This window comes from Gemmatimonadota bacterium (assembly GCA_009835325.1).
In the GTDB taxonomy this organism is placed as follows: Bacteria; JAAXHH01; JAAXHH01; order JAAXHH01; family JAAXHH01; genus JAAXHH01.
Map to the genome: position 1 here is coordinate 24,534 of VXWP01000017.1, position 12,303 is coordinate 36,836.

General features: G+C 63.6%; 9 protein-coding genes (1 of these 9 cut by a window edge). 5 read left to right on the forward strand and 4 right to left on the reverse strand.

All coding sequences use genetic code 11. The annotated features are described in order from the left end of the window. Nucleotides 1-62 precede the first annotated feature (62 nt). The 4 genes from F4Z81_01840 (at nt 63) to waaF (ending at nt 6,384) form a co-directional block, all read left to right on the forward strand. On the forward strand, nt 63-2,807 hold the full coding sequence (locus tag F4Z81_01840) for a TonB-dependent receptor (protein MXW03788.1): 2,745 nt from the start codon (nt 63-65) through the stop codon (nt 2,805-2,807). 195 nt (nt 2,808-3,002) lie between these two features. Further along, nucleotides 3,003-4,175: a 23S rRNA (adenine(2503)-C(2))-methyltransferase RlmN gene (gene rlmN / locus F4Z81_01845; GenBank protein MXW03789.1), complete on the forward strand. Its 1,173-nt coding sequence runs from the start codon at nt 3,003-3,005 to the stop codon at nt 4,173-4,175. A gap of 110 nt (nt 4,176-4,285) precedes the next feature. Next, the gene (locus F4Z81_01850) at nt 4,286-5,326 is read left to right on the forward strand and encodes a glycosyltransferase family 9 protein (GenBank protein MXW03790.1); all 1,041 of its coding nucleotides are present in this window, start codon (nt 4,286-4,288) and stop codon (nt 5,324-5,326) included. Further along, complete coding sequence (gene waaF, locus F4Z81_01855) at nt 5,218-6,384, forward strand: lipopolysaccharide heptosyltransferase II (protein ID MXW03791.1); 1,167 nt, start codon at nt 5,218-5,220, stop codon at nt 6,382-6,384. The genes F4Z81_01850 and waaF overlap by 109 nt, the downstream gene beginning before the upstream one ends. A 39-nt stretch (nt 6,385-6,423) precedes the next feature. Here waaF and F4Z81_01860 read toward each other — a convergent pair whose 3' ends face one another. From F4Z81_01860 to F4Z81_01875, 4 genes are read right to left on the reverse strand one after another with little or no spacing between them, the layout of a single operon-like run. Next, nucleotides 6,424-6,951 carry an adenine phosphoribosyltransferase gene (locus F4Z81_01860; GenBank protein MXW03792.1) on the reverse strand — a complete coding sequence of 176 codons (528 nt, stop codon included), beginning with the start codon at nt 6,949-6,951 and terminating at the stop codon, nt 6,424-6,426. Nucleotides 6,952-7,006: 55 nt separating this feature from the next. Next, the gene (locus F4Z81_01865; GenBank protein MXW03793.1) at nt 7,007-9,811 is read right to left on the reverse strand and encodes a protein kinase; all 2,805 of its coding nucleotides are present in this window, start codon (nt 9,809-9,811) and stop codon (nt 7,007-7,009) included. Nucleotides 9,812-9,851: 40 nt separating this feature from the next. Further along, entirely contained in the window at nt 9,852-10,892 is a 1,041-nt protein-coding gene (locus F4Z81_01870; protein ID MXW03794.1) for a Gfo/Idh/MocA family oxidoreductase, read from the reverse strand. 17 nt (nt 10,893-10,909) lie between these two features. Further along, nucleotides 10,910-11,515, reverse strand: a complete 606-nt coding sequence (locus F4Z81_01875; protein ID MXW03795.1) for a cysteine hydrolase — start codon at nt 11,513-11,515, stop codon at nt 10,910-10,912. Nucleotides 11,516-11,821: 306 nt separating this feature from the next. Here F4Z81_01875 and F4Z81_01880 point away from each other — a divergent pair, with 306 nt between their 5' ends. Continuing rightward, on the forward strand, nt 11,822-12,303 hold the 5' portion of the coding sequence (locus tag F4Z81_01880) for a hypothetical protein (GenBank protein ID MXW03796.1). 331 nt of this gene lie beyond the right edge of the window; only the first 482 of its 813 coding nucleotides appear in the window; it begins with the start codon at nt 11,822-11,824; its stop codon lies beyond the right edge, outside the window.

Below are 12,303 nucleotides of genomic sequence, written 5' to 3' on the forward strand. Positions count from 1 at the left end.
AGGAGACAACATGGATCTGTAGGGATAAGCCATGTGACCGCTGTGCTTACGTGTGCAATCGTATGGTTAATCGAGCAGCATCGTCCAGAACCCCCCTTGAGTGTTCATGCATCTTCGCGATGACTGCGCAGTATGCACGAAGGGGGATGGGGGATACAATGATCAGGATTTCCGGCAACAAACCAGCGACGTTCGTCCTGCGCTCCATCGCGCTGTTTTGCCTCATGGCGGCATTCCTCATGGTCACCGCGCAGCAGACCCTGGCGCAGGAGTCCGCCGAAGAGACGGCAACCGGTGAAGAACAGTCGACTTCAGCCGAACAGCAATTGCCCGAATTGCCCATCGTGCTGGAAGGGGAACTGGAAAGCATGACGGTGGTCGGAGCGCGGACACAGCCCCGGACCATCACCGAGTCCACCGTACCCATCGACGTGATTCAAGTCGAGGAATTCATCCAGCAGGGCGGTTCGGACCTGGCCGACCTGATGCGGAACGTCGTTCCCTCCTACAACGTCAATACCCAGCCGATCAGCGACGCGGGCACAATCGTCCGGCCCGCCAACCTTCGCAGCCTGGCGCCCGACCAGGTGCTGGTCCTCGTCAACGGCAAGCGCCGGCACCGCGGCGCCGTGATCAACTGGTATGCGAACGCCGTGGCCGAAGGCGCGCAGGGCCCCGACCTGGCGGCGATCCCGTCCATTGCGCTCGAAAGGGTGGAGGTCCTGCGAGACGGCGCCTCGGCGCAGTACGGTTCCGATGCCATTGCGGGGGTGCTGAACTTCCAGCTCAAGGACAACTACGACGGATTCAGCCTGGAGACCAAGGTCGGCAGCTTCCAGGACGGCTCCGGCCGGTTTCTCGGCGACGGGGAACTCTTCCTGATCGCGGGTAATGTGGGTGTGGGCCACGAAGACGCGTGGCTCAGCCTCAGCGTGGAATACGGCAACTCCAGCGAATCGGTCCGTTCGGTGCAGACGGCATCCGGCAGGGCCCTGATCGCGGCCGGCAATCTCGACATCGCCAATCCCGAGACATTCTGGGGCCAGCCCTTTGTACGGGACGACCTGAAGATCTTCGCCAACTACGGCGCGGCGATCGGCGATGACCTCGAGTTCTTCGGCCACGCCAACTATGCCAGCAAGGAAGTCGACGGCGGGTTCTACTTCCGCAATCCGCACACCCGCGGCGGCGTGTACCAGGGCCCCGTGGTGGATATAGGCGGCGTGATGCGGCCTACGCTGCTGGTCGGCGATCTGGACGGCGTGGGCCAGGGCAGCGAATGCGCACCGGTGCCCATCATCAACGACCGGCCGGACCAGGCGGCCTGGCTGCGGGTTCGCGACGATCCCAACTGCTTCTCGTTCCTGAAGATGTTTCCAGGGGGGTTCACGCCCCGGTTTGGCGCTTTCGCGTCGGACGAGTCCGTGGTGCTTGGCATCAGGGGAAGGGCGGCGACCTTGCTGCGCTGGGAACTGAGCGCGGCGTACGGACGCAACGAGGCCGACTACTTCATTTACAATACGGTCAACGCTTCCATGGGGCCGGACACCCCGACCTATTTCGATCCGGGCTCCTATGTCCAGTCCGAAGTCAACCTGAACTTCGACATGACCTACCCGGTCGGCAACAACCTGGTTTTGGCCGCCGGCCTCGAAAGACGGACCGAGACCTTCGAGCTCGTTGAAGGCCAGATCGAGTCCTACCTGATCGGCCAGCCCCTCGCCAGCCAGGGATTCACGCCGGCGACCAATGGTTTCGCGGGATTCAGCAAGGTCGCCGCGGGTTCATGGGACCGTTCCAACAATGCGATCTACCTGGAAGGCGGACTCACGCCCACGGACCGGTGGCTGCTCGACCTGGCCGTGCGTGCCGAAGATTTCGAAGATTTCGGTACGACCACCAACTACAAGGTGGCCACGAACTTCAGCCTGACCGACGAGGTGAAACTGCGCGGCAGCGCCAGCACGGGTTTCAGGGCGCCGACGCCCGGCCAGCAGAACGCCTTCAACATCACGACGGAGTTCGACCTGGAACTGAACGACCTGGTGAACAACGGAACGGTGCCTTCCAACAGCCGCGCGGCCGAGTTGAAGGGCGGCAAGCCGCTCGACGCGGAGAAATCCGTGAATATCTCCGCGGGCCTCGTCTTCGATCTGGGCACCGTGAGCGCCACCATCGATTATTTCGATATCCGCGTGCGTGACCGCCTGACGGTCTCCCAGAATTTTGAGCTCACCGACGAGGAGAGAGCCCCGTTGATCGCCGAAGGCTTCACCAGCGCGGCGGGGCTGCAGGGCTTTCAGTTCTTCCCCAACGACTTCGACTCCGCCAACCGGGGTATCGATGTCGTGGTTTCGGCGCCGGTGGGGACGGGTACGATGAGCCTGGCCTACAACTACACGAGCTCCGAAGTCACCGATCACAATCCGGAAATCCTGGATGCCACGCAGATCAAGGCGCTGGAGGAGGGACTCCCCAGGCAACGCGGCAATCTGACCCTGACCCAGTCCCTGGCCGATAACTGGAACGCTCTGGGGCGGGCCAGCTACTTCGGTTCCTGGTACGATTTCCGCGATGGCGAGACCTACGACGGTCGGGTCCTGGTGGACCTGGAGAGTACCATCAGGTTCAACGACGACCGGTCCAGGATCACCGTCGGAGCGCAGAACATCCTGAACACCTATCCGGACGAGAATCCCCATGCGGCCGGTGGCCCCTCGGGCGGACCCGGCAACAAGTACAGCCAGTACAGTCCGTTCGGCTTCAGCGGCGCATTCTGGTACGTCAAGTATGGCTTCTCGCTCTAGGTACGGTTTGTCGCGCTGAGTACGGCTCGACTACGCCCCGGGATCCTCAGGTTCCGGGGCGTTTCGTTTTTATATAGGGCCGTCCGTGATTCCGGCCGTCCGTGACTCCGGCCGCCCGGGATTACTATTCAATAGACTTTGCGTGCCTTCCGCCGTATCTTGGTCCGGCTCATACGTGATCACAGGAGTGGCTGCATGACTGCGCAAACGACACGGGATAAAACCAAAAGCCGGGCCGATCGGAAGACGAAAGGCGGGAATGCCGGAGTCGGGAAGCCCGAAGGCAGGAAGCCCGATGGCAGGAAGCCCGATGGCAGGAAACCCGAGCTGAGAGGCCTTACCCTGCCCGAGATCTCGCGGATCGTCGCCGAGATGAACGAACCGGCGTACCGGGCGGGGCAGATCGCCTCGTGGGTGTACAAGAAGGCCGCAGGTTCTTTCGACGAGATGACCAACCTGTCCAAGTCGCTGCGGACCGAACTGGCCGACCGTGCGTGCCTGAACCCCCTGACCCCCGTTCGGAGGTCGAAGTCCCGTCACGGACCGACCACGAAATACCTGTTCGAACTCCAGGACGGCCAGAAGGTGGAAACGGTGCTGATCGGCGGGTCGCGGCGCAACACGCTCTGCATCTCCACGCAGGTGGGATGCGCCATCGGCTGCCGATTCTGCGCGAGTGGGCTCGAGGGCCTCGTGCGAAACATGACGTCGGCCGAAATCGTCGACCAGGTCGTACAGGTCAAGCAGCAGGTCATGCTGGCCGGCGATGACCGCCCCATCAACAACATCGTCGTCATGGGCATGGGGGAGCCGCTGGCGAATTACCGACCGGTGCTCAGGGCAGTACGGATCATCAACGCCGACTGGGGGCTCGGGATTGGCGCCCGCAAGATCACGTTGTCCACCAGCGGACTGGTACCGAAGATCTACCAACTGGCCGAAGAGAAGATCCAGTTCGAGCTGTCCGTATCCCTCCATGCCGCCGACGACCGGACGCGGACCTCGATCGTCCCGATCAACCGGCGTTATCCGCTCAAGCAGCTCATGAGGGCCTGCCGCCATTACACCGGGACTACCGACCGCATCATTACCTACGAATATGTCCTGCTCAAGGGCGTGAACGACCGGTTCCAGGACGCGGAAAATCTCGTAAAGCTGTTGAAAAAGGACAAGTGCAAGCTTAACCTCATTCCCTATAACCCGGTGCAGGGCCTGCCCTACGAAACGCCCGACGAACACCGGCGTACGGCCTTCGCGGATGCGTTGCGGGCGGGCGGACTGCAGTTGACCATACGCCGGGAGCGCGGACGGGACATCGACGCGGCGTGCGGGCAACTGCGCCTCGCCGAATCCCGCAGGAGCCGCTGACCGTTGCCTGGCGGCCTGGCGCACCGGACTGGTTGACCCGGCTTGGCCAGGCGGACCAGGCAGCCAGGCGGACCAGGTCTCACGGCACGCCGGCGGACCAGAGAAACACCATGGATCATGAATCATCACCCCGGATCCTCGTGGTGCGGCCCGACCGGATCGGGGACGTGGTGCTCTCCCTGCCGGTGCTGGACGCCCTTCGGCATCACTGGCCAAAGGCCTACCTGGCCATGCTGGCGCGTCCCTACACCCGGGACGTACTTGAGCGAAATCCCTGCCTGGACGACATATTCGAAGACGATCCGGAGTCTCTTCACCGCGGACCGGCGGGTTTTTTAAGGCAGGTGCGGCGGCTGCGCGCCCAGGCGTTCGACACCGCCCTGGTGCTCATGCCGACCATGCGCCATGTGTGGATGATATGCCTGGCGGGCATCCCCCGGCGCATCAGCGTGGGACGGAAAGTCTACCACGCGCTCACCCGCACCCGGTCCCTCAGCCGCCATCGCTATATTCCGCTCCGCCACGAATCGGATTTCTGCCTGGACCTGGCCCGGATCATCGATGCCCGGGAACCCGGGAACCGGCCGCTGATCGAATTGAAGGAGGAGGAGCGTCAGGGGGCCCGCGCGGTCCTGGCCCGGACACACGGACAGCCGGTCATCGGCATCCATCCCGGCAACGGACGAAACGCGCCGAACTGGACGGCCGAGCGTTACGCGGCACTTGCGCGGACCCTGCAGGATCGCCATGGCGCGAAGATCGTCGTGACAGGGAGCGCGGAGGAGGGGCATCTCGCCGAAGCGATTGTGTCCCCTCTGGATGAACCCGCCCTTTCGCTGGCGGGGCGGCTGACACTGGGCGAGCTCATCGCGGTGATCGGCGAACTGGACCTCCTGGTGAGCAGCAGCACGGGGCCCATGCACCTGGCCGGGGCGCTGGGCGTTCCGACGGTGTCCGTCTTCTGTCCCCTGCCCGCCAGGTCGCCCGAACGGTGGCGGCCGCTGGGCGGCCTGGACCGCAACCTCCTGCCGCCGGAAGGCCAATGCCCGACCTGCGACCGCGGACCCTTCTGCGACCTGTCCGGCATCACCGTGGACATGGTCGGGGAGGCCGCCGGGGAGCAGTTGGCCCGCGGATGTGCGAAACGATGACCGTCTCCGACACGCCATCCCGCATCCTCGTCATCCGGTTCAGCTCGATGGGCGATATCGTGCTGACCTCGCCGGTCACACGACAGTTGGACCGGCTCTTTCCGGATGCGGAGATCGACTTCCTCACGCGAAGTGAATACGTGTCACTGGCCCGTGCGCTCCCCGGGGTCGCCGCCGTGCAGCGCTTCGATCCAGGCACCGGCCTCTTGAGCCTCGTCTCCCGCCTGCGTGAAAGACGCTACGACCTGGCGATCGACCTGCACGGGAACCTGCGCAGCAGGCTCGTTGCCATGACGGGCATCGCGGGGCGGGTGCTTCGTTACGACAAACGCCGGTTCGCCCGCATGGCCATCGTCAGAAGGCGAAGGCGGTCCAGGCCCGTACCCCATACGATCGACCGTTATCTGGAAGTGCTCGACAGGTTCCAAGCAAGCGCCGCACCTGGCCTGGAAGGCGCACAAAACACAGCGGAGAGGAGGCTGCCGCAACTCAAAGTCGACGATGCGGCGGCGGCCATAGTGGAGGAGAGACTGGCCGATGCCGGCATCGGGCCGGATGTCCGTATACTCGGCGTGGCGCCGGGCGCGTCCCATGGTCCGAAACGCTGGCCGCCGGAGCGGTTTGCCGGAGTAGCGGACCACATGGCGGAATCCCGGGACATGAAGATACTGCTGCTGGGCAGCGAGGCGGACCGGCCGGTCACCGGCGAGGTGGCCGATGCCATGGAGCGTCCGGCCGTGGACTGGACCGGGGCGACCGATCTCGCGTTGCTGCCCGCGGCCGTGCGGCGGTGCGCGCTCATGGTCAGCAACGATTCCGGCCCCATGCACGTGGCCACGGCCGTGGGCACACCCGTAATCGGCGTATTCGGCGCCACCCATCCCCGCCTGGGGTTCGCGCCGGTCGGACCGGCGGACGCCGCGGTAACGCTCGACCTGCCGTGCAGCCCCTGCAGCCTGCACGGGAATCGGGCCTGCCGGTTCCGCACCCACGCGTGCATGGAGGAACTCGATCCCCGGCGCGTTGTTGCCGAGGCAGAGCGCCGGGTACCGGTTTAGCGGAATTAACGCAGGTTGGCCGGCGGCTGCGGTGGGGATTTACTCGTCGGCACCGTATTCGAGGAGCGAGAAGACGGGACGCTCACCCAGCTTTTTCCGGCCGTCCAGGAAGGATAGTTCGATCAGGAACCCTACGCCGGCTACGACCCCGCCCGCGTCTTCGACGAGTCGACAGGCCGCCGTCGCGGTCCCCCCCGTGGCCAGCAGGTCGTCCACGATGAGTACGCGGTCTCCGGGCCTCACGGCATCCAGGTGCATTTCCAGCGCATCCGTGCCGTATTCCAGTTCGAATTCGATCCGCCGCGTCTCCGCAGGAAGCTTGCCGGGCTTGCGCAAGGGAACGATGCCCTTTCCCATGTGGTAGGCGAGCACCGGCGCCAGGATGAACCCCCGGGCCTCGATACCGGCCACGAGATCGATGGAACGCTCCGCGTATTCATCGACGAAACGATCCACGGCCTTGCGAAAGGCGGCGGGATCCTTGAAGAGCGTGGTCACGTCCTTGAAGTTGATACCGGGGATGGGAAAGTCCGGCACGTTGCGGATCTTCTGTTTCAGGGCGTCCAAGTCACACCTCGATTCTGATACCGTCTATACCCAAACGCGGCGCAGGCCGCGCAGGTCACTGTTCGAACTCACGCGTCCAGTTCTGCACGATGGTGAGGGAAGGGCGGGCTTCTTCCGCGTTGGCGGCGATGACGAACGATTCCCCTCCCCCGTACACTTCGTAACCGGGAAACCGCAGGTCATCGGCGCCCGCCTGGACGCCTTCGAAGAGCGTTTCGGGACGGCCGAAGCGGATACCCTGGCCCTCCATCACGGGTATGGCTGTCAGCCGGTTGCCCTCAACGTAATACAACATATCGCCCGACGGACTCCAGCGGGGCGTCCAGCCACTGATTGACGAAACCTGCCATCGCCCCGCACCGGTGGGAAACCGGGTTACGAAAACCTGCCAGCCGGCCCCCTGGTTCGATACGTAGGCCAGGTAGCGGTTGTCCGGCGAAAGGGCGGCCTGGACCACGCGTCCCTGGTCAGTAAAGAGCACCTGGGGTTCGGCGCCTTCTTCCGTTGAAACAAACCGTACCTGTCCCCGGTGGAAGTAAACGAGAAACCGGCCGTCATTGGAGAGCATGGGACTCCGACCCCTCAGCGAATCGGCGGAGAAAACCGCCATCTCGTCCAGTACATCGAGATTCAGCCGCATGAAAAGGGCATTCCCGCTCGAACGGCCGGGATTGACAGCCGGGTAAATCGCAAACACGATCGAGCCGCCGTCCGGCGCAAAGCTCGGCCTGCTGTAGTTTAAGTCCGCAAAAGTAAGCCGCGTGCCGATACCACTTTCCAGTTCGTATAGCCAAAGCCCGGTCTGGCCGCTTTCTTCGACTTCCACCAGGACCTGATTCTCATTCGGCGAAAGGACCAGTTCTCTGATCTGTTCCTTAGGATCGCCGATGATCCGGTCGATCCGGCCGCGGCGATCCACCAATGCCAGGTGCTTGGGTGATTGGTAGGATTTCCGGTAAACCATGATCCCGTCGTCGGACACGCTCAGCGTATTGACGTGCCGGGCAACCAGAAAGGCGTCGCCCGCCAGTTCACCCGATCCCGGCGAAAAGGGGACGGCCCAGAGGTCGTCCTCGGGATGGGTCGTGGTCTCCCGGTAGTACAGGAGGTGACCCGACGCATATCCCGCAACATTGAGGAAATCACCCTCCAGGGGCAGCAAGCGGCGGACGGCGGGCGAGTCGGATGGACCGGTGGAGCCGGGCGGATCAGGCGGGCCGTGGAACTCCACGGCGATACGAGCCGCCGTGATTCGGGCGATGGAGATCATCGCACTCAAATCCCCATTCCCCCGGTACCTTTCGCTCAGGTCTGCGATCACCTGCGGATCGTCGGAGTATGAGACCACCGCATACAGGCGCAGGCCGTACTCGGACAGAACAAGGGGGGAAAGCAGCGCTCTCTCACTGTTTGTCCTGTCCGGTTCCAGCAAAATGACCGAGTCACCGCCGTTTTCGGACACGGCGTATAGCCCGCCGCCGGGTCTCATGCCGGCCATGCTGAAGAGTATCCGCCCGTCACCGCCCCATGAAATGCCCATCAAGTCCCGCTCCGGCAGGTCGCAGAGGTGCACCTGGCCACCCCCGTCCGTCGCGACCTTCCAAAGAGACCGCCTTACCAGGTAACCGATCTGGCGGCTGTCAGGCGACCAGAAAAGCCGTTCGATATCCTCCGTTCCGGGAATCGCCCGGCCCTCGTCCTGGTCGAGGAAACGTACCCAGAGGCGGTTTTCGTGGACATAGGCGAGCAGCGTTCCGTCCGGCGAGATGGCCGCGTTGTCCCGGCCCAGGTTGTCCAGGCTCATCTGGAATTTGCGCAGCGGCGGGGCGGGTTCTACGCCAAGCGCCCCCATTAGCGCCGCGACGATCAGCACCCCGGCGAGGAGGCAGGCGGCGCAGGCACCGAGCACGACTGGACTCCGCAGGAGGGTAACGGCCGACCCCGGCCGCGATACGTTGCCGGCCGTACCGGCCGCCGGCCCCGCCTCGTGTTCGTTCCGGCTGTCGGAAAGGTCATGACCCACGTCGAGCACGGACTGGTAGCGGGACCTGGGTTCCTTGCCCATGCAACGCCGAACGACCCGGTTCAGCAGGTGAGGCACCTTACTGTTCGCCGCGCTCACCGGTTCCGGGTCATCCTTCAGGGTACTGCTGATGACGGACACGTAGTTGTCACCCGTGAAGGGCCGGACGCCCGTCAGCGCCTCGTACATCATGACGCCCAGGCTGAAAATATCGCTACGGTGATCGCCGTGGTTGCCAGTCGCCTGTTCGGGCGACATGTACGCCGGCGTGCCCAGTACCGTGCCGGCCTGGGTGAGACTCATCGTGGGCCCGGCGCCATCGGTTTCGTCGGAAGGGCCGGAGACGACCCGGGCCAGGCCGAAGTCCAGGACCTTGGGGACGCCGTCATCGGAAACCATGACGTTCGCGGGCTTCAGGTCCCGGTGCACCACGCCCCGCTCGTGGGCGTGGTCCAGGGCCTCCACGATGGGCATGAACCAGTCGTAGAAGGATGCCAGCGGGAGGGGCGTACCGGACAGGTGCTCGTGGAGCGGCCGTCCGGATACGTATTCCATGGTGATGAAGTACACGGTGTCGGGACCGTCCGTGCCGCCCATCCGCGCTTCTTCGATGGCGTACACCTGGGCGATATTCGGGTGGTTCAGCTTGGCGGCCGCCTCCGCCTCGATCCGGAAACGCTGGAGCAGCGCGGGGTCGCGGGCCAGGTCCTCCGGCAGCACCTTCAGGGCGACCCGCCGCTTCAGACGGGTGTCCTCGGCCAGGTAGACCTCACCCATGCCTCCTCGTCCGAGCGTGCGTTCAATGCGGTAATGGAGGACGGCGTCGCCCTGCTGCATGCGCTTACTCCATGGCGATTGACAGTCCAGCTGTCGATGGCTAGTCCAGTTCGTCCAGGCGCACGGGCCGGCCCTCCGCCGCGGACCGGTCGGCCGCGAACACGACACGGTGGGATTCGTAGGCGGTGGCCATGTCGGTGAGCGGCATGGGGCCGCCGCTTCGGATGCTGTCCACGAAGGCCTGGAACTGGGGCTCGTAGGGATGATCCTGGACATCGCCCGAATCGATCAGCGAGGTCTCGAGGGTGCTCCACCGGCTTCGGTCCATTCCCCGTATTTTCTCTGAGTAGAACCGGTTGTCCAGCAGGCTGCCCTCGCTGCCTGCCAGGTGCACGTGAAAATAGTAGGGTTGCAGGCAGTCGATACAGGAGGTTACCTTGCCGATACGGCTTCCGCCTTCGAACCTCAGGATAGAGACACTGGTCGTGTCGTACTCGTACGGCGCGAAGTGGGGGCTTGAAGACTTTGTGTTGTAGCTGGTGACTTCCTCCACCGTGCCGTCCATGAAAAATAACAGCGCGTCGAGGGCGTGGCAGCCGGCGGTCAGCAGGCTGGTCCCGCCCATGGCCTTCTTCACGTTCCAGTCGTACTGCCCGTACCACGGTCCGATACCGTGGTAGTAGTCGACTTCGGCGTAGTGCAGGTCGCCGAGCAGCCCCTGGTCGATGACGGACCGGATCAGGGTGAAATGGGCGCTGTAGCGGCATTCGAAGCAGACGCATACCGATACGCCGGCCCGATCCACGGCGGCCTGGATGCGCGCCGCGTCCCCGGGCGTAAGGGCAATGGGCTTCTCGATGATGAGATGCTTGCCGGCTTCCGCGGCGGCCACAGCCTGATCGGCGTGAAAGGGATGGGGCGTGCAGATGTCGATCACGTGGATGTCCGGGTCGGAGAGCAGGTCGTCGTAATCGACACAGGACTTCAGCGGCGTGCCGAACTGATCCGAAAGGGCCGCGTCGTCATGGGTCCTGCGGGAGCAGACGGCGGTGACGTCCGCCCCGGACACGGCCTTGAACGCGTCGATATGCGCACCGGCCACCCAGCCCAGGCCGACGATGCCTACGTTCAGTTGGTCCACCGTCAGTCGATTCACGGTCATCCTCCGGAGCTTTGCAGGTCGTTCAACATGGTCATCCACCGGCCGTGGTCGGTTTCCAGCGTGTCGAGGGAGGTCCGTTCGAAGACGAAGGGATAACCGGTGATCGCCGCCGAATGTTTGAACGGATCGTCGGCGCAGCAGTCCTCGACGACCGCGGCAAGGAACCCGCGCTGCACGGCGGAAGCCGCGGTCAACAGCACACAGACGGAAGTTTCCAGTCCCGCAACCAGTATAAAGGATTTACGCGCGCGATGTAAATGGGTTAATAGGTCCGGCTGCAGGAAGGCATCGAAGGTCTGCTTGCGCAGGACCGTTTCTCCGGACCGTTCGGCGGCGCAAGGCAACACGCCGGCGCCGGACGTTCCCCGGACGCAGGGCGTCTCCCCCTTGATTCGGTAAGGCGCCATCCAGTCCGTCCCGTCCGATTCGAACTCCGCCCGCACATGCACGATGTCGAGACCGGACGATCGGCCATAATCCAGCAGCCTTTCGACATTCGACGGAAAATCCGGAAAAGCCTTCGCGGTTGCCGCGGGCCAGAAATCACGCTGGACATCGATGAGCAACAGCACAAACCGGCGCCAGTCTGTCTGGTCAGCCATGGACCTGCTTTCGACTGAAGGTGATTCGTCTGAAGGCGAAACAATGTCGTTCCACTTTGACCCATGGAAACGGGTTGTTCTTCTCTATCAATCATGTGTTAATACCGGCTTCGGGCAAGGTGATTTGCTCAGTCGGTGCAGTAGTTGCCGGTAAAATGTCGTTCCCGTCAAAAAACCTTTATATCAATGCGGATATTTCTGCCTTCCCGCCCTTGACATTCCCATGGGCCGGTGTAGATTAAATGCTAACCCTGTTCTACGGCGCGGGCATCGTCCCGCGTCGCATCGTTTTACGGTAAACCTTACATGCATTTCGATCCTCGGAAACTGTTCGAAGACGGTTTCGTCGTGCTTCGTGGGGTGGTTCCCCCTGACTGTCTCGGTCCGCTGAGGGACAGCTTCGAGTGCCTGGTGGACCGCCAGCGGGAGATCTGGGCCCGGGAAAGAAAACCGGACGATCCGCCCGGCGGAGCGTGGGAAACCGGCCACCAGCCCAGGCTGAATTTCGAGACTCTCGTGGACGGGGACACGGCCAATACGATGGCTTTCTGCCTCCACGAGAATACCATGGGCGTCAGCCGGCGCATCATGGGCGCGGAAGCCGCCGGCAACACGGGTTTCTTTTTCATGTGCAACCCGGTGACCGACCGCGGACCGGCGCCGTGGCACCGGGACATACACCCCATCGACCAGGCGCCGCTGCGGGGTCTCCAGGACGACCTGCTGCACAACGCACCCGGTTACCTCCAGTGGAACATCCCCCTCTACGATGACAACGTGCTCTGGGT